Source organism: Pedobacter polysacchareus (genome assembly GCF_019802255.1).
Lineage (GTDB): Bacteria > Bacteroidota > Bacteroidia > Sphingobacteriales > Sphingobacteriaceae > Pedobacter > Pedobacter polysacchareus.
The window spans coordinates 43,062-69,052 of record NZ_JAHYSS010000005.1; the positions used below are offsets into that span (position 1 = coordinate 43,062).

General features: G+C 42.1%; 20 protein-coding genes. 14 read left to right on the plus strand and 6 right to left on the minus strand.

Translation table 11 applies throughout. The features are described 5' to 3' along the window. Positions 1–305 precede the first annotated feature (305 nt). A complete protein-coding gene (locus K7X70_RS14865; RefSeq protein WP_222537797.1) occupies positions 306–551 on the minus strand; it encodes a hypothetical protein in 246 nt (81 codons plus the stop codon). A gap of 78 nt (positions 552–629) precedes the next feature. After that, positions 630–1,061: a VOC family protein gene (locus K7X70_RS14870; protein WP_222537798.1), complete on the minus strand. Its 432-nt coding sequence runs from the start codon at positions 1,059–1,061 to the stop codon at positions 630–632. A gap of 145 nt (positions 1,062–1,206) precedes the next feature. On the opposite strand from K7X70_RS14870, the gene K7X70_RS14875 reads away from it, so the two are divergent. Further along, positions 1,207–1,863: a VOC family protein gene (locus K7X70_RS14875; protein WP_222537799.1), complete on the plus strand. Its 657-nt coding sequence runs from the start codon at positions 1,207–1,209 to the stop codon at positions 1,861–1,863. On the opposite strand, the gene K7X70_RS14880 is transcribed toward K7X70_RS14875, so the two are convergent. After that, positions 1,864–3,180 (minus strand): sensor histidine kinase, encoded by a 1,317-nt coding sequence (locus K7X70_RS14880; protein ID WP_222537800.1) that lies wholly within the window; start codon positions 3,178–3,180, stop codon positions 1,864–1,866. Positions 3,181–3,300: 120 nt separating this feature from the next. On the opposite strand from K7X70_RS14880, the gene K7X70_RS14885 reads away from it, so the two are divergent. Next, positions 3,301–5,157: a PAS domain-containing sensor histidine kinase gene (locus tag K7X70_RS14885; protein ID WP_222537801.1), complete on the plus strand. Its 1,857-nt coding sequence runs from the start codon at positions 3,301–3,303 to the stop codon at positions 5,155–5,157. A 1-nt stretch (position 5,158) separates the two neighbouring features. Here K7X70_RS14885 and K7X70_RS14890 read toward each other — a convergent pair whose 3' ends face one another. Continuing rightward, positions 5,159–6,547, minus strand: coding sequence for an MFS transporter (locus K7X70_RS14890; protein ID WP_222537802.1), 1,389 nt, complete (start codon positions 6,545–6,547; stop codon positions 5,159–5,161). Positions 6,548–6,678: 131 nt separating this feature from the next. On the opposite strand from K7X70_RS14890, the gene K7X70_RS14895 reads away from it, so the two are divergent. The 11 genes from K7X70_RS14895 (at position 6,679) to K7X70_RS14945 (ending at position 22,046) form a co-directional block, all read left to right on the plus strand. Next, the gene (locus K7X70_RS14895) at positions 6,679–7,170 is read left to right on the plus strand and encodes an Lrp/AsnC family transcriptional regulator (RefSeq protein WP_222537803.1); all 492 of its coding nucleotides are present in this window, start codon (positions 6,679–6,681) and stop codon (positions 7,168–7,170) included. Positions 7,171–7,295: 125 nt separating this feature from the next. Further along, positions 7,296–7,733 carry a MarR family winged helix-turn-helix transcriptional regulator gene (locus tag K7X70_RS14900; protein WP_222537804.1) on the plus strand — a complete coding sequence of 146 codons (438 nt, stop codon included), beginning with the start codon at positions 7,296–7,298 and terminating at the stop codon, positions 7,731–7,733. A 19-nt stretch (positions 7,734–7,752) separates the two neighbouring features. Further along, a complete protein-coding gene (locus K7X70_RS14905; RefSeq protein WP_222537805.1) occupies positions 7,753–8,748 on the plus strand; it encodes an NADP-dependent oxidoreductase in 996 nt (331 codons plus the stop codon). 97 nt (positions 8,749–8,845) lie between these two features. Then, a complete protein-coding gene (locus tag K7X70_RS14910; protein ID WP_222537806.1) occupies positions 8,846–10,006 on the plus strand; it encodes an iron-containing alcohol dehydrogenase in 1,161 nt (386 codons plus the stop codon). Between the two features lie 366 nt (positions 10,007–10,372). Continuing rightward, positions 10,373–11,056 (plus strand): response regulator transcription factor, encoded by a 684-nt coding sequence (locus K7X70_RS14915; RefSeq protein WP_222537807.1) that lies wholly within the window; start codon positions 10,373–10,375, stop codon positions 11,054–11,056. Positions 11,057–11,094: 38 nt separating this feature from the next. Further along, a complete protein-coding gene (locus K7X70_RS14920; protein ID WP_222537808.1) occupies positions 11,095–12,462 on the plus strand; it encodes a HAMP domain-containing sensor histidine kinase in 1,368 nt (455 codons plus the stop codon). A 228-nt stretch (positions 12,463–12,690) separates the two neighbouring features. Next, positions 12,691–13,401, plus strand: coding sequence for an MgtC/SapB family protein (locus K7X70_RS14925; protein WP_222537809.1), 711 nt, complete (start codon positions 12,691–12,693; stop codon positions 13,399–13,401). Then, positions 13,398–16,082 (plus strand): magnesium-translocating P-type ATPase, encoded by a 2,685-nt coding sequence (mgtA, locus tag K7X70_RS14930; protein WP_222537810.1) that lies wholly within the window; start codon positions 13,398–13,400, stop codon positions 16,080–16,082. Before K7X70_RS14925 ends, mgtA begins: the two co-directional genes overlap by 4 nt. 118 nt (positions 16,083–16,200) lie before the next feature. After that, positions 16,201–17,307, plus strand: a complete 1,107-nt coding sequence (locus K7X70_RS14935) for an efflux RND transporter periplasmic adaptor subunit (protein WP_222537811.1) — start codon at positions 16,201–16,203, stop codon at positions 17,305–17,307. 25 nt (positions 17,308–17,332) lie between these two features. Then, positions 17,333–21,715: a CusA/CzcA family heavy metal efflux RND transporter gene (locus K7X70_RS14940; RefSeq protein ID WP_222537812.1), complete on the plus strand. Its 4,383-nt coding sequence runs from the start codon at positions 17,333–17,335 to the stop codon at positions 21,713–21,715. Positions 21,716–21,752: 37 nt separating this feature from the next. Continuing rightward, on the plus strand, positions 21,753–22,046 hold the full coding sequence (locus tag K7X70_RS14945) for a DUF6122 family protein (RefSeq protein ID WP_222537813.1): 294 nt from the start codon (positions 21,753–21,755) through the stop codon (positions 22,044–22,046). A gap of 25 nt (positions 22,047–22,071) precedes the next feature. On the opposite strand, the gene cls is transcribed toward K7X70_RS14945, so the two are convergent. Continuing rightward, a complete protein-coding gene (gene cls / locus K7X70_RS14950; protein WP_222537814.1) occupies positions 22,072–23,523 on the minus strand; it encodes a cardiolipin synthase in 1,452 nt (483 codons plus the stop codon). Positions 23,524–23,612: 89 nt separating this feature from the next. Then, positions 23,613–25,214: a Na+/H+ antiporter gene (locus tag K7X70_RS14955; RefSeq protein WP_222537815.1), complete on the minus strand. Its 1,602-nt coding sequence runs from the start codon at positions 25,212–25,214 to the stop codon at positions 23,613–23,615. A 267-nt stretch (positions 25,215–25,481) separates the two neighbouring features. On the opposite strand from K7X70_RS14955, the gene K7X70_RS14960 reads away from it, so the two are divergent. After that, positions 25,482–25,985, plus strand: a complete 504-nt coding sequence (locus K7X70_RS14960; protein WP_222537816.1) for a DUF892 family protein — start codon at positions 25,482–25,484, stop codon at positions 25,983–25,985. The last annotated feature ends 6 nt before the right edge of the window (positions 25,986–25,991 follow it).

Below are 25,991 nucleotides of genomic sequence, written 5' to 3' on the forward strand. Positions count from 1 at the left end.
TGAAAAATACCAGCTGATCAGGCCCCTTTCGCCAATGCTTTAAGTGGCCTATCTGTTTTGCTATTGTTTTGCTATTGTTTTGCTTTTTTTTTACTCAACGCTTGCTCCAGCAAAAGAACAGCAATAGCGCAGTAAGAGGAAAGTAAAGTTGTATTTGATGAGATACAGGCCTGAGGATGGTTTAATTAATAGTTAAGCTGGGCTGGCTAAATTAATGGAGGATGCTAATGCAGGCTAGGTTTTTTATAAAAAAAAACTCCCTGTACAGTATGGACTGTGCAAGGAGTGGTATGGATTGATTTCTTTTACTTAGGATCTTTTTTTGGGGCAATTCCCTTATCTACATCTAGTGTAAAAGATGCTTCTGAAGCATCAAATGCTTGTTTGAGTAAATCTATTGGTGGTTGTTCAATCTCCTCATCTGTGGGTTGATCAAAATTTTCATCAAATCCATTGGAATGAATGTCTTTCTGACTTTGTTGATCGTCTGCTTCCGAATTTAGAGCATCATCTAGAGGAACATTGTCTTCTGGGTTTTCTGGGATAGCCATAGTTTAATATTTAGGTATATAGACATAACAGTATATCTTTGTGCTTGTTTCACCAATTCAGGCAAAATTTAAGAAATACTAGGCTTCCGGCCAGTGAAATACCAGGGGAAATCCATCAGGATCTCTTACATATAATGCCTTATAGCCATAAGAGGTACTGGATGGTGCGGTTACATCTACACCATTAGACTGCAGATATTGGTAAACCTGATCCAGGTCTGAACAGCCAAAATGGATAGACATGTCATGACGCTCCAGCCAATCATGGGCTGTGGCGGGTTTAGGACAGGTTTTTTCTCCACGAGGTGCCAGCAGCAGTTCGATTCCATTTAAGCCCAATCGTGCCCATTTGAAATTATCTGGCTTTTCCGGAGCTGCAGAAGTTTCTATGAGGTCAAAACCGAGTAAGTCCCGGTAAAAACGTACGGAGGCAGGCATATTGAAAACCGAAAGTAAAGGTGTAAATCCTCGTATTTTTATTGGTTTTACTGAAGTTGTATCATTTGACATAATTTCTCCTTTTTTGCTGGTTAACAGATCATTCCATTAAGATAATAGAATAATCGGAATCGAACAACGATATGTGAATTATTTATTGTGCTATATTTCCTAACCATTAAGCCTTAGCTTTGTTTTGTATAAAAAGCTACGTGTTATGGAGATTAGAGAATTACAGCTCATTACAAATCAGTTGGAAGAAACGGAAACGTTTTACAATCAAATATTAAACATTCCTACTCAAGATAAAAGCGAAAATGAGCGGTCTTTTCTCATTGGGAAAACCAGGTTGTCATTTGTATTGGGATCGGAAGATCATCCGGTTTATCACCTTGCCTTTGATATTCCTAAAAATCAGCTGATGGAAGCTTACCAATGGTTAAAACAAAGGACCTCAATCATTCCGGTAACTCCGGAAACAGACTTTTCTAATTTCGAATTGTGGAATTCAAAATCCTTTTATTTTCATGACAACAATGAGAACCTTTTGGAATTGATTTGCCGTTTCGATCTTGATAATGAAGCGACAAAACCATTTGATGGTGCTTCGATATTGTCTGTTTCTGAAATCGGATTGGTATCTGAGGATGTTCCATTTTTGGCGGAGACTTTAATGAGCAAATACAGTCTGGATGTTTATGAAAAGCAACCTGCACAGGATAATTTTACTGTATTGGGTGATGAACAAGGTTTATTGATCCTGGTTAATGAAGATAGAAACTGGTATCCGACCGAGCAAAAAGCAAAACCATTTCCGCTGAAAGTGATTTTAAACAATGGGACTGGAGAGGATCAGGAGCTGAGGTTTTCTTAATCAGGTACTGACATAAAGGGGGAGGGATACATAAAAAACAGTTCCCTCGCCTTTTTGGCTTTCGAACCATATTTTTCCTCCCTGCGCATGTGTATATTCTTTACAAAGAAATAGCCCCAGTCCAATCCCTTTTTCATTCTCTGTACCATAAGTAGATTGTGCTTTCAGCGAAAATATTTCTGATTTATTTTCATCAGGGATACCGTTTCCGGTATCACGAACTGCAATTAGACAGTCTTTTCCATATCTGCTGGCATTCAGTTCTATCAATCCCTCGGAAGGCGTGAACTTGATGGCATTGCCAATAATGTTCCTGACAATCAATTGCAGCATGTGTACGTTTGAAATTAATTCCAGGGAAGTATCTATATCTGCAGTAAAAGTGATTTTCTTTTCTTTAGAGGCGGCTTTTTGAGTTGTAATTACCGAATCCAGGGCTTCATGTAATTTGTTGATCTCCATCGCCGTTTTTCCATTGTTTAGTTCTGCACGAGACCAGGAAAGCATATTGTCCAGCATTTCCTGAGTTCCACTCAAAGCATTGGTCAGCTTTTTATCCATCATTTCTTTCTCTTCAGTACTGAGAATATCCATGCGGAAAAGGTCCATATAGCTTTGTATTGAAGCTAGTGGGGCGCGAAGATCATGGGCGATGATGGAAAAGAATTTCGTTTTCTCATGGTTCATTCGCTCTAATGCTGCGGTTTTCGCAGCAGCATCTTGTTTTTCTTTAAAATAAGCGGTTTTAAGGTAAAACAACCCAAGGAAGGTGACCAGAATGGTGATGATATAGGTGGAGGCAATGTCTGCGAAAACAGCTGCTCTGTCCTGATAAGCATCCTTAATGTATCCTGGGTTTTTGTATTCAAAAAAGAGCAAACCTAATCCTGTGGTCAAACAAAGTATCGACCATAGCCAGTATTGACTCCTGGGCGATATGATCATGATCATAAAGAAAGCAATAGATAGAGAGAGCAAGGAAGGTCCTTTTATTCCATTATTGAAGAAATAAATGCTGCCTAATGCCAATAATACCATTAAGGAAGAGAGAATGATGCTGTATTTAAACTGTTTTTTGAATCTGGAAAGATAGTAGGTAAAACACAATACAACCAGTAAGATGGCAAACAGAATGGAAATGGTTTGCATTCCATTGAAATAATTAAAAGGGACATCATATCCTATAATGAGGATAGCAATGAGGCTAATTCCATTAAAAACCTGGTTTTCAAGGGTAAAATGGGCACTTGGTCCAATCAGTTTATAGACCAGTTCTTTTAAGCCATCAACAAAGCGGGAGATCCTTTCTGGTATCATCACCTAAAAATAAGCAAAGTATTTGATGATGTGGAAAATAATAGCGCAATTGGGAATGATTTTGAAATATGGGCGAACTGCTATTCGTGGTATGAGTCTTGTACGGATTAATATTAGATTATGGAACAATTAGTTGAACTACCTGCTGCCCTTTTAAAAACTTACGAAAGCCTGCCTGGTCTTTATTTAGTCCTATCTCCAGAATTGGTCATGATAACGGCCAGTGATGCTTATTTAAAGGCAACGGGATTGACAAGGGCCGAGCTGAAAGGAAAAGAAGTAGTTGAGCCGAGTTTTTTAGTTTCACTGCATCAGGTCTTGGAGACAGGAGTTCCACACCAATTGCCGGTATTGAGGTTAGCATTGCCAAATCCAAATGACCAGGATCAATCCATATTCAGCTATTGGGAAACCACGCACACGCCTTTTTTTGATGAGAATGGTGCCATTCAGTATATTATTCAGTACAGCTATGATGTGACAAATTTTGTTTCAGCAAAAAACAAGGTAGAACAGTCTGAGAAAGAAATTGGTGCGAGTGAAAAACACCTGGGTTTTTTATTGAATACTATGCCTCAACAGGTTTGGACTGCCACAGCAACTGGAATCATAGATTATGTAAATGAGATCTGTTGCCGCGATTTTGGAAAAACAAGAGAAGAGTTGAGAGGAGAGGGATGGCAGTCATTTGTCCACCCAGACGACCTTCCGATTTGTATCAGAGCCTGGAGTTATGCCTTGGGTCAAAATTCTGAATACAGTGTGCAGTTTCGCCTTAAAATGTCCGATGGAGCGTACAAATGGCATTTGGGGAAGGCGATCCCATTGATAGAAAGTGGAGAGCTGAAAATGTGGATGGGAACCAATACCAATATCGACATTCAGAAATCAAATGAACAGCGAAAAGATGAGTTCCTGGCAATTGCCAGTCATGAGCTGAAAACTCCTTTGACTTCTATAAAAGCCTTTAATCAGTTAATGAAAAGGTCAAAGGATCCTGAAAAAATACAGGGATTTGTAGAAAAGTCAGCCAGTCAGATCTTTCGGTTGGAGCAGTTGATTACTGATTTATTAGATGTAACGAAGATCAATTCTGGAAACATGGTCTTTGAGAAAGATGCGTTCCAGTTTAGTGAAATGATAACCACAGCGGTTCAAAATGTTCAGGCGATGTCGCCAGATCATGAATTGCTATTGGAAAACAACATAGATGTCTCTTATCATGGCGATCGGTTAAGGATTGAACAGGTTTTAATGAACTTTTTAACCAATGCAGTGAAGTATTCGCCAAATGGAGGAAAAGTGATCATTAATGGTAAAATCCAGTCAGACAATATTGTCGTTTCCGTACAGGATTTTGGGATAGGTATTGCCGAATTCGAAATGCAGCGGTTATTTGAACGGTACTACCGCGTAGATAATGAGGATTTACGTTATGAAGGACTGGGCTTAGGACTTTTCATCTGTTCCGAAATATTGAAAGCCCATCATGGCAGCTTTTGGCTGGAAAGTAAGCTAGAGGTCGGTTCTACTTTTTATTTCAGGCTCCCTCTAAAAGAGCTTACAGCAGTACCGCAAGCGGAAAAGCATCAGCTTTATGAGGACGATAACCTAAGGGTTTTCTATAATAAATTGCAAAACCGTATTGACGCAAGGTGGACTGGTTTTCATAATGGAGAATCGGTACAGCATGGGGCTATGGTGATGATGGCTATGTTAAAAGCCAATGGATGTACAAAGATCTTAAACGACAATCGTGAGGTATTGGGTACCTGGTCAGATGCTCTGGAATGGGTAGGTAAAACCTGGTTTCCTATAGCGGAAAAGGCAGGGTTAAGGTATTTTGCATGGACCAATTCTGCTGATATTCTTGCCCAGTTTTCTGCTCAAAAGCGTGCAGACATGGCAATTGGAGAGGTATTGGTGCAGTTTTTTTCAGAGATCCAGTCTGCGGAAGACTGGATCAATACTCAATAATTTATTGTCCAGCTAAGGAAGGCCTAGGCACTGAAACATGTTTTTTTGTGTAAGAGGCCAGCCAAACCAGTGCAGCAATCGCATAAGCACACAAGACCAGGATCGAGATGTTACTCACTGAATTTCCACTTTGATGGCTGCTGATGAATAAGGAAAGGATGGATAGTCCGATTCCACCACCCAGAAAATAGGAGGTTGATGCCAGGCTGGATGCCAATCCATAATGCTGTGGTGGAATACCCTGCACAGAAATCACCGATAAACTCGTATAGCAAATGGTCATGCCCAATCCAGACACACAGCATGCAGAACATAATAATAAGATCAGGTTATGGTCCATCAATACGGAAGCCAGTAAAAATCCTGCACCGCCTACCATTAAAGACATCCCAAAAACACCGGTTTGCCATACATTCAGCCTTCTCATTAAGGGAGGAAGTACAAATTTAGCAAATAAGGCAGAGATGATACTGAATGGAACCAGGGTAACCCCGGCTTTGGCTGCACTGAAATTCATATCTTTTTGAATCAGTAAAGACAGCAGGAACATATATCCGGTAAAATAAGCGCCGAGTAAAAAGAATACGCCGATACCGGTAGTGGTTGCTTTAGAACGGAATAAAGACATGTCTATTAAAGGCTCTTTCTGCACTTTCAAGCGATGCTGAATGAGTTTAAAACCAGCAATTACAGCGATGGTCAGGCCGATTAACATCAGGTAATGTTCGCGGATTCTGCCCAGTTCATGTACGCCATAACTCAACATTAACAGCACCAATACCAATAGTACACCAGATAATAAATCCGGTCTGGATTTCGATTTCGTCAATTCATCAGGAGCAAGGTAATACCAGGCAAGGCCAATAATGACAAATAAAACAGGCACATTAACGAAGAAAATCCAGTGCCATCCCCAATAAGTGGTGATAATACCACCTAAAGCCAGACCGCTGCCAGAACCAATAGCTGCAAATGAACTGAAAATACCGATGGCTTTTGCACGTTCCCTGGTTTCTGTAAAAGTATGAGTTACAATAGAAAAAGCGGAAGGCATAATCAAGGCAGCACCAATTCCCTGTGCGGCACGGAAAAAGGCCAGCATCTCAAAAGAGCTGGAGAGACCTGCGCCAAGAGAGGTCAGCAGGAAAATTGCAGAACCGGCCATGAAAATATTTTTCTTTCCTACAAGGTCTGATAATTTACCCCCAATGATCAAAAATCCCCCGTATAACAACACATAGAGTGTTTGCAGCCATTGTACTTTGTCGCTGCTTAGCCCGTAATCTGATTGGATAGATGGAATGGCAAGGTTGACAATGGCTATGTCCAATGCTTCTATAAAAATACCAATAGAGGCAATGGCAAGGATCAGGTTTTTTCTTTGAGTCATAAATGTAATGGGGGAAATTTTCCTTGCAAAGGTAACTTTAGTAACACAGACTAAAAATAAGTTCTGCTTATTTAGAACAAATGATTAATATTTGCTAATTTGACAGAACAAATGCGTTATTGACCTTAAATATGCCTACTCAAACAGAACAAGTCCGCCAGAGCCCACTGGTTTTAGATGATAAAGATTATGAAATCATGAGATTATTGCAGACAAATGCAAAGCTCACAATTCGGGAAATCGCGTCTCAAGTACACCTAAGCCCAACCCCAACCCATGAAAGGATCAAAAGAATGGAAAGGGAGGGAGTGATTAGGAAATATGTGGCTTTGCTGGATAACCGGAAGATCAATAAGGGCATCATTGTGATTGTACAGATCTCCTTAAAAGTTCACAATAAGAAAGCTGCTCAGGAATTTATCGATGCGGTATTGAACTTCAAAGAAGTGACGGAATGTTACAATATATCCGGCGATTTTGACTTTATGCTCAAGATAGTAACCGAAAGTATGGAAAGTTTTCATTCTTTCTCCATGAACAAGCTCAGTGAGATTCCCGGAATTGCACAAACGAAGAGTATTTTTGTGATGGACACCATTAAAGATACCCATCACTTGCTGTAAAAGCACTTTTATTCGTAGTTCTAAAATGACATTGTAGAAGCAATTTTCTATTTGTATTCCTTGGAATTATAATCCATGGATGATAATTTTGTATTCGTCTTTAAGGCTGAAATAAATTTTGAAACATGAAGATAGAAGAAGAATTAAAACATCAATTTCTGACACCCCAGCAGCGGGCTGCCACGAATATTATTTTCACTTCTAACTGGATCTTGAACAAGATTGCTATTGCGTTAAAACCAACTGGCTTATCGCTGCAGCAATTTAATGTGCTGAGTATTCTACATGGTCAGGAGGGACAAACCGCAACTGTCAACCTGATTAAAGATCGTTTGATAGATCGGATGCCTAATGTTTCCAGATTACTCAATAAGCTGATGGACAAAGGTTTGATTGTTAAAGAGCGCAACTTGTCGGACCAACGTGTGGTGTATGTGAGGCTGAGTCCTGAAGGACTAAAGCTAAAAACGGCAGCCAGAGCGATTATCGATGAGGGGGTGCTCGACCTCAATAGTGAAGATGCTAATGTCTTGAATGACCTATTGGAAAAATTAAGAAAATAAAATTGTAAAGAAAATGGCTATGAATAAAGTAATTCTTTTGAACGCAAGACCGGTAGGAAAGCCAGTCTTGACTGATTTTAAATTTATAGAAGAAGCGATGCCTGTGGCCAGTGAGGGGCAGGTGCTTTTGAAAACAAAATATGTTTCTGTAGACCCGTATTTAAGGGGCAGAATGAACGATTCGGAATCTTATGTTCCACCATTTGAGTTGAATAAACCGATGTCATCGGGCATAGTTGCAGAAGTAATAGAGAGTAAATTGACAGGTTTTGAAAAGGGAGACTTTGTTTCCGGCAACCTGGAATGGAAAGAATATCAAAGCCACAATGGCCAGGGATTAATCAAGGTTGATCCTAAAGCAGCAGATTTAAGTGCTTATTTAGGGATTCTTGGAATGACAGGATTGACAGCGTATTGCGGGTTACTGGAAATTGGAAAACCAAAAGCAGGGGAAACCATTGTCGTTTCTGGCGCTGCCGGTGCTGTTGGGACGGTAGTTGGTCAAATTGGTAAGATCTTAGGTTGTAGAGTAGTAGGGATTGCAGGTACTGATGAAAAGGTAGCCATGCTGAAATCGAAGTTCCATTTTGATGAAGCGATCAATTATAAAACGACGACAGACATGACTGCAGCAGTAAAAGCCGCCTGCCCAAATGGCGTAGATGTGTATTTTGATAATGTAGGTGGAGCGATTTCTGATGCGGTATTGGCAAATATCAATAGGTACGCCCGTATCCCCGTTTGTGGTGCGATTTCATTGTATAACAATACCACAAAAGATGTTGGTCCTCGTATCCAAACTACGATGGTGATCAAAAGCGCCTTAATGCAAGGTTTCATCGTATCCGTATTTGCGGATAAATTCCAGGAAGCAATTGCGCAGATGAGTACCTGGTTGAAAGAAGGTAAATTAACTTATGCAGAAACAGTAGTGGAAGGCTTTGACCAGATTCCTCAAGCCTTTATGGACCTCTTTGAAGGTAAGAATGAAGGTAAAATGATCGTTAAGGTTTAATCCGATGATCTGCTGTAATTAAAGAATAACCGCATGAAAGGAGCGCTGATTTGAAGGCTCTGGTTTAATAGTTTAATGGTAAAATAATCAGATTGAGATGTTAAATTTTGAATTCAAAAACCCTACCAAGATCATTTTTGGAAAAGGGGAGATAAAAAAGATAAGTAAAGAGATTCCTACAGGTGCTAAAGTATTGGTGCTTTATGGCGGAGGAAGTATCAAAACCAATGGCGTATACGATCAGGTGATCGATGCACTAAAAGGCTTTGAAATATTGGAGTTCTCGGGAATTCCGGCAAATCCAGAGTATGAGGTTTTGATGCAGGCATTAAAAGTGATCAAAGAGGAAAAGATTACTTACATGCTGGCAGTAGGCGGTGGTTCCGTGATTGATGGGGTGAAATTTCTTTCTGCAGCAGCGTTATACGATGGTGATACCCCATGGGATATCCTGACGCAAAATATCAGAACAGAAAAAGGCTTGCCTTTTGCTTCGGTATTGACTTTGCCAGCTACGGGATCAGAAATGAACTCTGGTGCAGTGATTACACGTAAGGAAACTCAGGAAAAACTAGCGATGGGTGGCCCTGGTTTGTTTCCGGAATTTTCAATTCTTGACCCTGAAGTGATCAAATCCATCCCTAAACGCCAATTGGTAAATGGAGTAACAGATGCCTTTACACATGTTTTAGAGCAATATATGACCTATCCTGCAGGTGCACATTTACAGGATCGCTTTGCGGAAAGTATTTTGCAAACCTTGATTGAAGTAGGTCCAAAGGTGATTGAACATCCGGAAGACTATGAATCTGCAGCCAACTTTATGTGGAGCTGTACAATGGCCTTAAACGGATTGATTCAAAAAGGTGTGCCGACCGATTGGGCTGTCCATGCAATGGGACATGAGCTGACTGCCTTATTCGGCATTGATCATGCGAGAACACTGGCGATCATTGCACCAAGTCATTACCGTTATAACTTCGAGGCGAAGAAAGAAAAACTGGCGCAATATGGTCAGCGTGTTTGGGGAATTACCTCTGGAAGTATCGATGATATCGCCAATGCAGCCATTGCCAGAACTGAAGATTTCTTCCATTCCATGGAGATTCAAACGACACTTTCTGAGTATACTGATGATTTCGAAGGAACCGCACAAAAGATCTCGAAACGTTTTACAGAAAGAGGCTGGTTAGGGTTGGGTGAACATAAAACCCTTTCTCCATCTGATGTAGAAAAGATTGTAGAAATGAGTTATTAAACTTTTTCGAAACCATACTAACTGTGCCGGGTTCTTGAAACATTCAGGAATCCGGCATTGTTATTTTCCCTCAAAGTGCCTGCTCGTACTAAAGATTTATAGCTCAATGACATTATTTGCCACAGTGAAATCAACAGATGAGCCTTTAAAACAAATTTTATTTTTAAAAAGAAGTTTGATGAAGATAAATTCGGATCGCTCATAAACCTTGTCTTTTGATTAATGATCCAATCAGGATCATTAAAATGATTTGCTAGCTCATTATAGATGGCATTAAAAAGCTTTAAATGCGGGATTCAGAAATAATTCAGGATATTTGCCAACAGCCCTTTCCTGAAGGTTTCCAGGAAAATAAAAAGCATAAATATGAATCTGTTATTAGTTGAGGATGATCTTCGTGTTTCTGAACTTGTCAAAAGAGGCTTGGAAGAGCATGGGTATCAGGTAACGCTGGCTTATGACGGCCTGATGGGTAAAAAATTAATGATTGCCAATCATTACGACCTGATCATTACTGATATTGTGCTTCCACAGCTGAATGGTATAGCGCTTTGCAGGGAAATTCGTCAGGTTTGGCCAGAACTGCCTATCATCATGTTAACGGCCTTGGGAACTACAGAGGATAAACTGGATGGCTTTGATGCTGGTGCAAATGACTACCTGGTGAAGCCTTTTGATTTTCGGGAACTTCATGCCCGTATTAAAGTACTGCTGAGCCGTAATACTGGTGTTTTGCAAGCGCCAATAGTCAAATTACTAAAATATGCAGATCTGGAAATGAACCTGCAAACAAATGTCGTTTGTCGGATGGGAGCGGAAATTAACCTGACACCTAAGGAGTTCAAGCTGTTGGAATACATGCTGCGGAATAAAGAAAGAATTCTGACCCGTGCAGAGATCGCCGAAAAGGTTTGGGATACCCATTTTGATACCGGAACCAATTTTATTGATGTCTATATGAACTACCTCAGGAAAAAAATTGATAAGAACTTTGAAAATAAACTGATTCATACCAAAACCGGAATGGGCTTTATCTTTAAGGAAAGTTAAATTTTTGGTCTATTAACCTGCTCTAATCAGCTGCTATTGTGAAAATCCGCTATAAACTGACCCTTCTTTTTACATTGCTTTTTACACTGCTCATCTGTGCATTTGCTTTTTTTACCTATTATTCTTCGGCAGAAAATAGAGAAGATGAGTATTACAAACGATTAAAACAGCTCGCGATTACCAAAACCAACCTATTATTGGATGCTAAAGTAGCACCAGATGTTTTACAGTTGATCTATAAAAATGCGCCAAATAACCTGTTTCAGGAGGAGGTAGCAGTTTATGATACTTCCTTTCATCTATTGTACCATGATGCGGTAAATATTGACAAGATCAAGGAAACCAAAAGTATGATCGCCGAGATCCTGGCTAAAGGAGAGATTCAATTTAACCAGGGACAATTACAGGCGGTTGGTTTTCTGTATCCTTATAAAGGAAGAAATTATGTGGTGACTGCCGCCGCAAAGGACGAATATGGCCTGACAAAGTTGAGTCAGCTGCGATTTATATTGCTGATTTCTGTGTTGGCTAGCGTGGTGCTCACTGTTTTTGCAGGTTACCTTTTTGCCCGGCATGCTTTAAAACATGTGGCAGAAATGGTAGATGAGATCGAAGAGATGACCGCAAATAACCTCGATCAGCGTTTAAAAGTGGAGAATGCTAAAGACGAAATCGGCGAACTGGCGATCACTTTTAACCGGATGCTGGATCGTATTGAGCATTCTTTTGATGCACAAAAAGAGTTTGTATCTCATATTTCTCATGAATTGAGAACACCTCTGGCTACTGTAATTGCTGAATTGGAGATCTCTCAAAATAAAGAAAGAACACCTTTGGAATACCAAAACGCGATAGCGCTGGCCTTGAAAGATGCGAGGAAACTGGCCCGGCTGTCGACCAGTTTATTAGATCTGGCCAATGCCAATTACGACCAAACGGAGATTAGCTTCAAAGAACTGCGCCTCGATGAAGTGTTGCTAGATGCCCGGATTGAAGTATTGCAGCACCAGCCGGAGTATAAAGTAAACCTCATTTTTGACGAGGAAGCAGAAGATGACGACTTCATTTCTATCTATGGAAATGAGCATTTATTGAAAATCGCTTTCCTCAATTTGATGGAAAACAACTGTAAGTTTTCTGAAGACAAACAATCCAATGTTGCGATCTCCTATTATCAGGACAAAACGATGCTCCGTTTCTCTGATCAGGGTATCGGTATTTCGGAACAAGACCGTTTGCATTTATTCGACCCGTTTTATAGAGGGGATAACCAGTATTACGCAGAGGGAAATGGCATCGGCCTGGCACTCACAAAAAAGATCATCGCATTGCATAACGGTGAGATTTCCGTTATTTCTGAACAGGGAGAAGGAACTACTTTTATCGTTACACTGACCCACGTTTAGGGAGTATTTGCGCTTTCTTATAAGGGAGATGTATCCTTTCTAATCACTTTCTAATGATTTTCTAATCATACCCTAACGGCCCTTTCCAAGGGCTTGGGGTACTTTTGTGCCATCAAAAAAACAAATCGTATGGACAAGCCCCCGTGTTATAAGCCATTAATTATTTACCCTCCCTACTCAGCATAGTATTTCCGGTACTTTCCTGAAAGGGAATGATATCGAAAAGCAATGTTAAGTACACTAGACTTTAGCAGCCGTTTATTATTAGCCCTCAGTTTGGGCGCCGCGATTGGCATAGAACGCCAATGGCATCAACGTATCGCAGGATTACGTACCAATACCCTGGTGTCTTTGGGAGCTGCCATATTCATTACCCTGGCGGTAAAAATCGGCGGTGATGCCAGTGGCAGGGTCGCTTCTTATATCGTGAGTGGGATTGGCTTCCTCGGTGCCGGAGTGATCATGAAGGATGGAATGAATGTGAGCGGCCTCAATACTGCAGCTACCCTCTGGTGTTCCGCAGCGATTGGTGCACTCTCCGGAATGGGCTTTTACCCTGAAGCAGCAATTGCCACAAGTTTCATCGTACTCGCACACCTTATTTTGCGCCCTATTGGTCTTAAACTAGGCAAAAACTCATTTCATCCTAAAAGTGAAACTGCTCAAACTGAGTATTTGATTTCCATCAAGTGCAAAGAGCGGGTAGAAAATCACATTCGTGTATTGCTGTTGCAGCACCTTGGGAATCATGAAAAGCTCATGCTCAGGGCACTGACCAGCAGCGATAACGGTGATCCTGCAAATGCGATCATTACTGCTGAGTTAGTTGCGGTAGGAAATCAGGATGAATTAATGGAAAAAATGGTGAGCAGGCTGACGATTGAAGCAGAAGTAATGCGGGTAAGCTGGGAATTAACAGGACAACAATCAGAGTTATGAAAAGACTAAAAATGAAACATCAAAAAACAGCTGCTGGTTTTGAGGAGGCAGGAGCAACTAAGTTGAAAAATGTGGCTAGAATAGCAGCAGATTTCTTTTATCTCATGCTCAATAGCGACAAAGAAGGTTTGACGGCAGCTGCCGTAGCAGAAAAGAGAAAGTTGTTTGGCTGGAATGAAATTGAACATGAGCGAGCCTTGCCTTGGTACATGCAGCTATTTCAAGCCTTTTTAAACCCTTTTATTGCCGTATTGTTAATATTGGCTATTGTCTCCTTTATTGTCGATGTAGGGCTCGCTGAGGAGGCTGAGCGGGATTATAAAACGGTTATTGTAGTTGGGCTGATGGTTGTGCTGAGTTCTTTGCTCCGTTTTTGGCAGGAATTCAGCAGTAACCGGGCAGCGGAAGCACTAAAAAGCATGGTAAAAACCACTGCTACCGTTTTGCGTAAAGAAAATGGAAAAGAAGAAGTTGAGCTGAAAGCATTGGTGCCTGGTGATCTGGTGTTTTTGAGTGCCGGTGATATGGTGCCTGCAGATCTGCGCCTCATCCAGTCTAAAGATCTTTTTGTGAGTCAGGCTATGCTGACAGGTGAATCCCATCCTTTGGAAAAAAGTGCCGAAGTGGTTTTAGATGCAGACCATAAATCACCATTGGAATTGGATAACATCTGTTTCATGGGGACTAATGTATTGAGCGGTACCGCTACTGCAGTGGTGGTGAATACGGGGAATCTGACTTATTTCGGTGCTGTGGGTACTGCCATCAGCGAAAAACGTTCGGAAACCAGTTTTGATAAAGGGGTGAATAAGGTGAGCTGGTTACTGATCCGGTTTATGCTGGTGATGGTTCCTTTGATTTTTGTAATCAATGGATTAACCAAAGGAGATTGGTTTGAAGCTTTGCTTTTCGGTATTGCGATGGCAGTGGGCCTAACACCAGAGATGCTGCCCATGATTGTGACTGCTAACCTGGCCAAAGGGGCAAAGAATATGAGTCAGCATAAAGTGATTGTGAAAAGATTGAATGCCATCCAGAATATTGGGGCCATGGATATTCTTTGTACCGATAAAACCGGAACGCTCACCATGGATAAGATCATTTTAGAACGGCATTTGAATGTTTATGGAGAAGATGATGATGAAGTGCTGAAATGGGCTTATTTGAATAGTTTCCATCAAACGGGGCTAAAAAACCTCCTTGATCTGGCCGTACTGGAACATTTGGAACTTCATGATTACCTCAATGTTGCTGAAGGTTATCATAAAGTAGATGAGATTCCTTTTGATTTTCAGCGAAGAAGAATGAGTGTGATTCTGGAGCAGCAGCATGGAAAACAGCTGCTGATTTGTAAAGGCGCAGTGGAAGAAATGCTCGATCTATGTTCTCATGCCTTTGAGCCTGGTGAAAATCGCCAGCTGCACCTGGAAAAAGACGCGGTAATCCCGATGGATGAGCGCATGAGAAAAACAGTGCTGAAAACTTCCAGAAAGCTAAATGAAGATGGGCTGAGGGTATTATTGGTGGCCATAAAGGAATATGACCCGCGTCCATCAAACTATGGTGTGAGGGATGAAAATAAGCTGATATTAACTGGATTCATTGGCTTTCTAGATCCCGCTAAACCTTCTGCCAGACCTGCAATCGAAGGGCTGCAGGAACTCGGGATTACAGTGAAAGTACTGACTGGTGATAATGATGTGGTGACCAGAAAGATCTGTAAAGAGGTAGGAATTCCCTTTCAGCAGGTTTTATTAGGACATGAGCTGGATCAGATGGGGGAGGAGGAGCTTTCTGCTAAGCTTCAGGATACCAGTGTTTTTGCAAAATTAAGCCCTGTTCAAAAGTCCAGGATTGTGAGGTTGTTACAAGCGAAAGGACATACAGTAGGTTTTATGGGAGATGGGATCAATGATGCGGCAGCATTAAGAGTTGCTGACGTGGGCATCTCTGTAGATACTGCGGTAGACATAGCAAAAGAAAGCGCCGACATTATCCTGCTGGAAAAAGACCTGATGGTGCTTCGCAAAGGGGTGATCTATGGACGGCGAACCTTTGGGAACATCATTAAATACATCAAAATGACCGCCAGCAGTAATTTTGGCAATATGTTCAGTATGTTAGGTGCGAGTGCTTTTCTGCCTTTTTTACCGATGCTGCCCATCCATCTGCTGATTCAAAACCTGTTGTATGACGTTTCCCAGATTTCTATCCCATGGGACCGTATGGATGAGGACTTTTTGAAGAAACCACAGAACTGGGATGCTGGAGGGATCAGCAAGTTTATGGTCTTTATCGGGCCAATTAGTTCAATTTTTGACTATGCCACTTTTGCGGTCATGTTTTATGTGTTTAAGGCGAATAGTCCGGCACACCAAACGTTGTTTCAAACCGGTTGGTTCGTAGAAGGATTATTGTCGCAAACGCTGATTGTTCACATGATCAGAACCCGTAAGATTCCATTTATTCAAAGCTGGGCTACAGCTCCGGTGATCGCGCTGACCACCTTGATAATGCTGGTTGGAATCGCGATTCCTTTTACATCTTTTGCAGGGGTTTTGAAGCTAACGCCTTTGCCAATGAGCTATTTTCCATGGCTGTTTGGGATCCTTTTGAGCTATTGTCTTTTAACTCAGTATGTGAAAACTTTGTTTATCAAAAGGTTTAGTCAGTGGTTGTAAGTATCTGAATATGTATTAAATAAAAAATTCAATATTTTGGTGTTTAGTCCTTGTAAACAGCGTATTTTCCATTTTATGCGTTGAAAATCTTCCCGAAATAAATATTAAAAAAAAGAACATGAAACATTTGATTTTAAGCGGCAGTTTACTGCTGTTCCTGGCTTCCTGTGCCCAAAAAAAAGAGGCAGATCCGATTGATAATTACCAATTACAGGGAGATACATTAGTACTTCCTACAGTGTCAAAACTAAATGGCCTTTTGCATTTGGATACGGTGGCCGAAGCTCCTTTTCAAATGGAAATTACCAGTGTGGGCAAGGTAAAAGCCATCCCTAATTTCTATGCAGAAATTGCCAGTCCCTTTTCCGGGCGTTTGCTTCGGGTTTTCATAAAATTAGGCATGAAAGTGAGCCCTGGAACGCCGCTTTTTGAATTGGCATCGCCCGATTTTATTGAACTTCAGCAGCGTTTTTTTAGTACAAAAGCGCAGTTGAAAAAGGCGGGGCTGGATTTGAAACGCCAGAATGATCTTTTCAAAAACGAGGTGTCATCAGTTAAAGATTTGGAAGAGGTTAGTCAGTCTTATAATCTGATTTTAAGTGAGTATAGGAATTTGGTGGAAGGATTAAAAGTGTATCATGTTGTTGCGGATCAGTTGAAAATCGGACAGCCGTTTGTACTTCGTTCTCCTATTAAAGGGGAAGTGATTCAGAATGATCTGGTGACGGGAGGGTACCTGAATACGGAAGCTGCAGCAGGGGTTAAAATAGCGGAATTGAGTCGGGTATATGTCGCCGCACAGGTGAAGGAAAAAGACATCCGTTTTATCCATAAGGGAGACGAGGTCAGGCTGGAGATCACTGCTGATCCTGGCAAAAAAATTAAAGGAAAGGTGGGGCATATCGCAGAGATCCTGGATGAGGAAAGCAGAAGCATTCAGGTGCTCATCGAATGTGAAAACCCGGATGCGGCCTTAAAACCAGAAATGTACGCGAAGATCAGTTTCAAAGGAAGGCCGGAAAATGCGCTGTTTATACCCGAAAAAGCAGTGTTTCAGCAAAATGACAGCAGTTTCGTTTTTCTGCAAACAGGAAAAGGACGCTTTGTTCGAAGAACAGTGGAAACAGGAGGCCTGCATCAGGGTAAAATAATGATTACAAAGGGCTTAAAGGTTGGAGATGTGCTGGTTGCCTCTGGCGCCTTTTACCTCCTGGAAGCAAAATAAATGAGGGAAACATAATTAAAAAGATATGATGAAAAATATGCTACTGATTGCTATACAAAAACGTTGGCTGATGCTGGCCCTTTTTATCATGCTGAGCTTGCTCGGCTATTATTCCTGGACAAAACTGGCGCTGGAGGCCTATCCTGATATTGCAGATGTGACTTCTCAGGTAGTAACTCAAGTACCCGGACTTGCCGCAGAAGAAGTGGAACAACAGGTCACTATCCCCATAGAACGGGCTTTAAATGGGATGCCCGGCATGGAAGTGATGCGTAGTAAAAGTACTTTTGGCCTGTCTATGGTGACCATTGTTTTTAAAGATGGGACCAATGATTATTTCGCCAGGAATCGTATTGAAGAACGTTTAAAAGAACTATCCTTGCCTTATGGGGCGGCACCTGGCCTGGATCCGCTAACTTCCCCAACCGGTGAAATCTATCGGTACATCATTGAGGGCAGCCCGCAGGAGCTGCGGAAACTGACCGATTTGCAGAACTGGGTCATCATTCCTAAGCTAAAACAGGTTGCTGGTGTGGCGGATGTGACCAATTTTGGCGGAGTGACCACGCAATACCAGGTAGAGCTCGATCCTGTGAAACTTGATCAGTATCATTTGAGTACCCTGGACGTAGAAGAGTCGATTCAAAAAAACAATGCCAATGCTGGCGGGAGTATTTTAAATGTGGGAGAACAGGGCTATGTCGTTCGTGGGATCGGCCTGATCCAAAACCTGGAAGATATTGGCCGGATTGTGATTAAAACGGAAAAGGGCGTACCTATTCTGGTGAGTGATCTAGGGGAATTGAAATACGGAAATTTAGAGCGGAAAGGGATTTTGGGTTATACCGATCACCGCAGAAATTACAGTGAAAGCCTGGAAGGAATTGTACTGCTTTTAAAAGGAGAAAACCCTTCTGAAGTCCTAAAAGGAGTGCATAAAGCGGTGGATGAGCTCAATAACGGTCTTTTGCCGGAAGGGGTAGTCATTCATCCTTTTTTGGACCGTACAGACTTAGTGAATACCACTTTAAACACAGTTTCGCATACTTTAATCGAAGGAATGGTTTTAGTGGTGGTGGTTTTGATTGTATTCCTTGGCAGCTGGAGGGGCGCTTTACTGGTGGCCATTACCATCCCTATTTCCCTGCTGAGTGCTTTTATCCTGATGAAACTCACTGATATTCCCGCCAATTTATTGTCGCTGGGCGCAATCGATTTTGGGATCCTGGTGGATGGTGCTATTGTGATGATGGAAACAATTTTGAAAAAGAGAGAAGCTGATCCGGAAGCGGTACTGGAAGAAAAATCAATCGCTAAAAGAGCAATGGAAGTAGCAAAACCGATCATTTTCTCTACCCTGATCATCATTACGGCCTACCTGCCCTTATTTGCTTTTGAACGGGTAGAAAAGAAATTGTTTACGCCGATGGCTTTCACCGTTGCCTATGCTTTACTCGCTGCTTTGGCCGTAGCGCTGCTCTTAATTCCTGGCCTGGCCTACCTGACTTATCGCAGGCCACAGAAGTTATATCACAATAAATGGCTGGAAAAACTGACCGGCCACTATGAACGGATGATCAGCCGGATCATGATGGCTCCTAAGCGCGTTTTCCTGCCTTTACTATTGGTTTTATGTGCCGGAATAGCATTAAGTGTGACTGTCGGTAAGGATTTTCTGCCAGTTTTAGATGAGGGGTCTATCTGGTTACAGGTTCAGCTTCCTCCGGGAATTACGCTGGACAAAGCGAGAGAGATGAGTGATACCCTGAGAAGTCGGACCATGCAGCATCCGGAGCTGAGTTATATGATGGTTCAGGCGGGAAGAAATGACGATGGAACGGATCCTTTTACCGCCTCTCATTTTGAATGTTCTATAGGTTTAAAGCCCTATGACCAATGGCCAGCTGGAAAAACAAAAGAGGACCTGATTGCAGAACTGTCCAAAACCTATGCAGCGATGCCGGGCTATACGGTTGGTTTTGCACAGCCGATGATTGATGGCGTCATGGATAAAATTTCCGGTGCACACAGTGAATTGGTGGTGAAAATTTATGGTTCGGATTTTAAAGAAAGCAGACGGATTGCGGAAGATATGATGCGGATGCTGAAAAGCCTGAAGGGAGCAGTGGATGTGGCCATAGACCAGGAACCTGCGCTGCCTCAGCTGCAGATCATTGCTGATCGGGAAAAAATGGCGCAATACGGGTTAAATACGGAGGAACTGAATAGACTGATCGCAGTGGCTATTGGTGGAAAAGCGATTTCAGCCGTGTTTATTGGCGATCGTGTATTTGAAGTGGTTTGCCGTTACAAGGCCGACAGCCGGGATAGCCGGGAGAAGATTGGAAATCTAATGCTCAGCAATGCGCAGGGAGCCAAAATTCCACTTTCTCAAGTTGCAGAGGTTAAATTGAGTACAGGGGAAAGTACGATCACAAGAGAAGAAAATCAGCGGCACCTGACCGTAAAACTGAATGTGAGGGGCCTGGATTTGGGAACGTTATTGAAGAATGCCCGTGCTAAAATTGATCAAGAATTGAAGTATGATGAAAGTAAGTTCAGGATTGAATGGGGCGGGCAATTTGAAAACCAGAGCCGTGCTTATTCCAGGCTCGCCGTTATTGTGCCGCTGGCATTAACCTTGATGTTTCTGCTGCTGTATGCTGCTTTTGGGAAGTTTCATCAGGCAGCATTGATTCTGGCAATGGTTCCATTGGCGCTGTTTGGCGGGATGCTGGCCTTGAATGTTCGTGGAATGACGCTGAATGTTTCCTCGGCAGTAGGCTTTATCGCTTTGTTTGGCCTGGCGATACAGAATGGCGTACTCATGATGACACACATCAACCAGCTCCGTGAAAAAGGTGTAGCACTCAAAGCAGCCGTTATGGAAGGAGCAAAACATCGTTTCAGGCCAATTTTGATGACCGCTACAGTGGCCATCCTCGGACTGCTGCCAGCTTCTCTTGCTACAGGAATTGGCTCGGATGTGCAGCGTCCTTTGGCTACAGTGATCGTTTACGGTTTGCTTTTTTCTACCGGAATCACGCTGTTTGCACTCCCTGCCCTGTATTATCTTTTGGAACGTGGCAGGGAAATCCGGACTCAGCTGACTAAATCCAACCCTAAGGCTTTCGTCATCATGCTGCTGGTTTTTCTTTTTGTGGGCTTTAGTGGAAAATCGCATGCCCAGGTGGATACTACTTTTAATCAGCATAAAATCGCCTATCCGGCTTTTTTGAAAATGCTGAGCCAAAACAATCTAGGCTATGCGGCAGAGCGGTTTAAGGTAAGTATTGCCACCGCGGATGCGCTGAGTGCAAAGATATTTCCAGATCCGGAATTCAATTTAAGTGCCGGCGACCAACGGGAAGGCGGACTTAGAAAAGGCTATGAACTCATTTCTGGCCTCAGCTATCAGTTGGAACTTGGCGGAAAGCGCAAAGCCAGAATTGAGCTCGCTAATGGAGAACGCAGGCTTACGGAGCTTTCACTGAACGACTATTTCAGGCAGCTGAGAATGGAAGCCACTGTTGCGTACCTGAAAGCCATGAAGGAACAGCGCTTATTAAAGGTCAAAATCAACGGTTATCAAATGATGAAACAGTTGAGCAGGGCAGACAGCCTTCGGTTCAAATCCGGTGCCATTCCAGGCTTGGATGTGCGGCAGTCCCGTCTGGAAGCCAGGTCTCAATTGAACGAAGTTTACCAGCAGGAGGCAGAGTGGAAAATGAGCCTTGCCGCACTGGATCAGCTGTTGGGAACGAAAACGGAAGCCTTGATTTTCCAGCCTACAGGAGACTTTTTGAAGTTCGAAAGAGAATTTCAATTGTCTGCGCTGATTATAAACGCTCAGCAGCATCGTTCTGATGCGCTGGTGGCCATGCAAGAGTTGAATCAAACTCATAACTCGTTTCGTTTGGCAAAGTCGCTCAGAACGCCTGATTTAGGTTTATCCTTAAATGTGACTGCCAATACTGTCGCTTCGAATCGGGCAGATCCCGGTCTTCCTTCTGGTACGATCGCCTTTGGAATGAGCCTTCCTTTGAAATTTTCTAACCAGAATAAAGGAGCCTTGCGCATTGCGGATTATAAAGTACAGCAGGCGGAGTTGAAATATCAGCAGGTAGAATTGCAGATTCAGAGCGAGGTCAGTCAGGCTTATCATCAATATATGAGCAGTCGGAAACAAGTTTTGCAGTACAGGACAGGAATGCTGAATGACGCGCAAAAAGTGCTTGATGGGCGTATTTATAGTTACAAAAGAGGAGAAAGTAGTTTCATAGAGGTATTGATTGCCCAGCGGACTTTCAACGAGGTTCAGGAAAGTTATCTGGAGATCCTTTACGGAAAGGCCATCGCATTGCTGGAATTGGAGCAGGCGGCAGGGATTTGGGATATTGATTTTTAAATGTAATTAATGATGGGATAGCGGTATATTTGAAGCCATGTTTCATATATTTCTACACTTTCTGGTACCTGCAATTGTGGCTTTTCTTTTTTACAGGAAAGCCTTGTTGAAATCCTGGCTGATCATGATGGCTACTATGGCGGTGGATTTGGATCATTTATTGGCAGTGCCGATTTATGATCCAAATCGCTGCAGCATTGGTTATCATCCTTTGCATTCTTATTACGCGATTGGCCTGTACGTCATCCTGCTTTTCTTTCCAAAAACAAGAATCGTGGGCGTAGGTCTGGTGATCCACATGATTCTTGATTACCTGGATTGCTTCATGTAAATAGAATTTATATTGATCAGCTTCCTTATAGAAGTGGAGAGAGCAAACGCGCTATTTTTTCAGGCAGCTGTACCCAGGCAGATCTGGCAGTCCAGACATTTGCGTCAATGATTTTTGAAACTTCGAGGTCTTCTTCAAAAGCGGCTTTCAGCTGCTTTGCAATTTCATCGTCATACACCACTGTATTCACTTCAAAGTTAAGCTCAAAGCTGCGTTCATCCATATTCGCTGTGCCAATAAAAGAAAGCTGTTCATCGATGACCATCGTTTTCGCATGGATAAAGCCCTTTTGATATTGATAGATTTCTACCCCAACATCCAGTAATTCCTGATAATAAGACCTCGCTGCGGCAGCTACCCAAACAGAATCTGATTGGAAAGGGACGAGCAGTTTGATTTTTACCCCACTCAAAGCCGCCACGTAAAGTGCATCCAATAAACTGATTCCAGGGATGAAATACGGGCTGGTGATCAAAATCTCCTGATCTGCCATTCCGATGGCCTGAATCAGGTTCAATAATATTGTGGGATGGTCTGAATCGGGGCCACTGGCGGCAATCTGTAAGTCTACCTTCCCGGCCGGATTGTTCGTGAAATCGAAAAACTCTGGCTGTATTGCTAAATCTTCTTCGGCACAAAAGTTCCAATCGGAGATGAAAAGGTGCTGTAGGTAGTGTACGCCGGTTCCTTTAATTTTTAAATGGGTATCTCTCCAGAATAGTTTGTCATTATATTTTGGGTCATTGATGTAGCGGTCGCTGATATTGATCCCACCGGTAAATGCAATGTTTCCGTCGATGATGATGATCTTTCTGTGGTTCCGGTAATTGAGTCGGTTGGCCAGGGCAATAAAGATCACTTTATAAAAGGGAAAGGCCTGTACGCCTGCTTTTTTAAGTGCTGGGACTAACTTTTTCCGTATGGACCGGCTCCCAAAATCATCATAAATAAAGCGAACCTGAACACCCGCTAATGCTTTTTCAATTAAAATGTCTTTAATTTCATTGCCAATCTTTTCATCTTCAAAAATGTAATATTCTAAATGGATATGGTGTTTTGCCTCCCTTAAAGCCTGTATTACTTCCGGAAATTTCTGCTCTCCGTTGATCAGCAGTTTCACTTCATTGTTGCCGGTTAAGCCGCTTGTATTGCTATTCAATAGCAACTGAGTCATTTTTTTAAACTTTTGAAAGGAAGGGCTCATTTCTCCAATGGTTTTTTCCGAACTCTTCATGATGCTGGAGGTCACCCTTTGCAGCTGGATTTCATCGGAGATGATCTTCTTATTGTAGATCTTCCTGACCCGGTAATTGATCCCAAAAGAAAAATAAATGATCACCCCGATGACTGGTAAGAAAACGGCCAGGAGCAGGTAAGCTAAGGTTTTACTAACCGATCTGGTATCATAGATGATGCGAAGACATACCGTGATGATGAAGAGCACATAAGCAATTTCAAAAACAAGAATCCATTTCATAAAAAAGGGCAATTTACATTACAGACCGAAAAACGGCCATTTTGTTTGATTGATACTAAAATTTGTTTGTTCTGGATCAGGTAAAATGACTAGAGGATTTTGGCTTCATCTAAATCCAGTTGGTTTTCCTGTTTCCGAATCTGTTCATCACTAAATGTTTTCTCTTTTCGCAGCTGGTATAATTCTTTACGTTGAATGCTGTACAAGTCCATTAATACGGCATTGTACCGGGCAATTTCCTGTATTTCGGTAGTGTCACATTCCAGTGATTCTAAATGCTGACGGGTGATGGAAATATTACTTTCCAGCTGTTTTTTTAAAAATCCAATCAGTTCATTTTCTTTTATATCGACCGCGAACTTTTCATTTAACCTCTTTAAGGCCGCCTGCATCAATCTTAAGCGAATTCCAGCTTCCTGTTCTCCCTCAGGAGGAAAATCTTCAATGTCTTTGATTCCGATCCATTTAATTACCAGCGGTAAGGTCAGTCCCTGAAAAACCAGGGTCACCAGGATCACGATAAAAGTAATGAACAGGATGAGGCTACGGTGTGGAAAGGCCTCGCCATTGCTCAATAACAAAGGAATCGAGAGCGCAGATGCTAAGGATACCACCCCTCTCATGCCAGCCCAGCCTACAATGACCGCACCTTTCCATAATGGATTCACAGGGTCTTTCCCTTTCGTATTTCCTAGCCAGGCAGGAATATAAGTAATGAGCAGGGTATATAGCAGGCGGATAATGATGATCGTGATGCTGATAATCAGTCCATAATTAATGGCTTGGGTAATGGAATAATTACCCAGATTTTCCATGATCACCGGGAGTTCCAATCCGATGAGGATAAAGACCAGTCCATTTAAAACATAGGCCAGTGTAGCCCATACGCTGATGGCCTGAATTCTGGAAGCGCTATGGGACAGGATTTCATGGGACCGATAAGAGAGGAATAATCCACCGGCAACTACAGCCATGACCCCTGAAAAATGGAAATGTTCTGCAGCCATGTACATAAAATATGGCGTCATTAGCGTTAATGCGGCATCAATACTAGGGGTGGTGGGTAGAAAACGGTGTACCACATAGACGATATGGGCAATGACAAGACCTACAATCACACCCATCCCTGCAACTAAAAAAAACTGCCCAATGGCTTGTTCCATGGAGAAATACCCGGATAAGATGGCGGCCAGGGCGAAGCGGAATACAATTAAACTGGAGGCATCATTGATTAAACTTTCGCCTTCCAGAACGGTGGTCAGCCTTTTTGGAATTTTAATATGCTTTAAAACGGAATTTGCAGCAACAGCATCAGGGGGAGAGATGATGCCGCCCAATAGAAATCCCATGGCCAAAGTAAAACCGGGAATCATGGCTGTGGAAACAAAAGCGACAATAATTGAAGTGAAAAATACGAGACCAAATGCCAGCATCGCGATCGGTGTTCGCCATTTCCAGAAATCATTCCAGGAAGTATACCAGGCAGATTCATAAAGCAGCGGAGGCAAAAAAATGAGGAACACCAGCTCGGGCTCGACCTCAATTTTAGGAATACCTGGAATAAAACTGATACCCAGGCCGGCAATCACCAGAAATATAGGGTAGGAGATTTTTAGCTTTTGGGCAAGCATAGTGAGCATAAACACCGCAAAAAGCAATGCCAATACCAGGAGCAGGGTTTCAGTAAACATAATCGGTCGTTATTGTTCAGAGGCATAGTCCGAATCTGACCTCAATATAAGTAAAAACCTATAGCTCTTTCATCTCCTGCATGGTCTTTTCGACCTTTTCGCTTGCTTTTTTTGAGTATTTAGCCATGATCTGAAAATTAATGTATTTACTTATAAAAACAATCCAGCAAATAATCGGTTTTTCTAAGTGTAGGGTTTGTCAGTATTTGGTTTAAATTCAGTGCTTTACTTGTCTTTTGTTGAATATTTGACGAAATTTAATTGGTCATGAAAGAGCTAGGGAAAAGATTTGGTTTGGAAGAATTCTTCCTTGATGGACTGGAAGATGTCTATGATGCGGAAAGAAAATTTATGAAGTGTTTTGCTGCATTGGGGATTGCTGCTGGACATGAAGCATTAAAAGAGGTGTTGGTAGTCAATATCAATACTACAGAAAAGCATCTCGGGCATTTAAAGGCCATACTAGAGCGGTTCAATCGGGACGGCAGTAATGGGAAATGTGAGATTGTAGGGTGCTTAACGGAGAAAGCTGCTACAGTAATCAGAGATATGGAGACAGGATCGCCACTGAGGGATGTTGCGCTGATATGCCTGGTCCAGATCATTCAGCATTATAAAATTGCTTCCTATGGAAACCTGATGTCTTTAGCGACTGAAATGAATCATCAGAAAGTTAAAATATTGATCGAAGAGTGTCTTCAAGATGAAAAAAGAACGGATTTACACCTTACTGAAATCGCCAGAAATTTTATAAATCCATCAGCAAAATAATATACT

Excerpts from the sequence above, each read along its gene's own strand:
- K7X70_RS14865 (WP_222537797.1), bottom strand. The coding sequence starts at position 551 with ATGGCTATCCCAGAAAACCCAGAAGACAATGTTCCTCTAGATGATGCT.
- K7X70_RS14870 (WP_222537798.1), bottom strand. The coding sequence starts at position 1,061 with ATGTCAAATGATACAACTTCAGTAAAACCAATAAAAATACGAGGATTT.
- K7X70_RS14875 (WP_222537799.1), top strand. The coding sequence starts at position 1,207 with ATGGAGATTAGAGAATTACAGCTCATTACAAATCAGTTGGAAGAAACG.
- K7X70_RS14880 (WP_222537800.1), bottom strand. The coding sequence starts at position 3,180 with ATGATACCAGAAAGGATCTCCCGCTTTGTTGATGGCTTAAAAGAACTG.
- K7X70_RS14885 (WP_222537801.1), top strand. The coding sequence starts at position 3,301 with ATGGAACAATTAGTTGAACTACCTGCTGCCCTTTTAAAAACTTACGAA.
- K7X70_RS14890 (WP_222537802.1), bottom strand. The coding sequence starts at position 6,547 with ATGACTCAAAGAAAAAACCTGATCCTTGCCATTGCCTCTATTGGTATT.
- K7X70_RS14895 (WP_222537803.1), top strand. The coding sequence starts at position 6,679 with ATGCCTACTCAAACAGAACAAGTCCGCCAGAGCCCACTGGTTTTAGAT.
- K7X70_RS14900 (WP_222537804.1), top strand. The coding sequence starts at position 7,296 with ATGAAGATAGAAGAAGAATTAAAACATCAATTTCTGACACCCCAGCAG.
- K7X70_RS14905 (WP_222537805.1), top strand. The coding sequence starts at position 7,753 with ATGAATAAAGTAATTCTTTTGAACGCAAGACCGGTAGGAAAGCCAGTC.
- K7X70_RS14910 (WP_222537806.1), top strand. The coding sequence starts at position 8,846 with ATGTTAAATTTTGAATTCAAAAACCCTACCAAGATCATTTTTGGAAAA.
- K7X70_RS14915 (WP_222537807.1), top strand. The coding sequence starts at position 10,373 with ATGAATCTGTTATTAGTTGAGGATGATCTTCGTGTTTCTGAACTTGTC.
- K7X70_RS14925 (WP_222537809.1), top strand. The coding sequence starts at position 12,691 with ATGTTAAGTACACTAGACTTTAGCAGCCGTTTATTATTAGCCCTCAGT.
- mgtA (WP_222537810.1), top strand. The coding sequence starts at position 13,398 with ATGAAAAGACTAAAAATGAAACATCAAAAAACAGCTGCTGGTTTTGAG.
- K7X70_RS14935 (WP_222537811.1), top strand. The coding sequence starts at position 16,201 with ATGAAACATTTGATTTTAAGCGGCAGTTTACTGCTGTTCCTGGCTTCC.
- K7X70_RS14940 (WP_222537812.1), top strand. The coding sequence starts at position 17,333 with ATGATGAAAAATATGCTACTGATTGCTATACAAAAACGTTGGCTGATG.
- K7X70_RS14945 (WP_222537813.1), top strand. The coding sequence starts at position 21,753 with ATGTTTCATATATTTCTACACTTTCTGGTACCTGCAATTGTGGCTTTT.
- cls (WP_222537814.1), bottom strand. The coding sequence starts at position 23,523 with ATGAAATGGATTCTTGTTTTTGAAATTGCTTATGTGCTCTTCATCATC.
- K7X70_RS14955 (WP_222537815.1), bottom strand. The coding sequence starts at position 25,214 with ATGTTTACTGAAACCCTGCTCCTGGTATTGGCATTGCTTTTTGCGGTG.
- K7X70_RS14960 (WP_222537816.1), top strand. The coding sequence starts at position 25,482 with ATGAAAGAGCTAGGGAAAAGATTTGGTTTGGAAGAATTCTTCCTTGAT.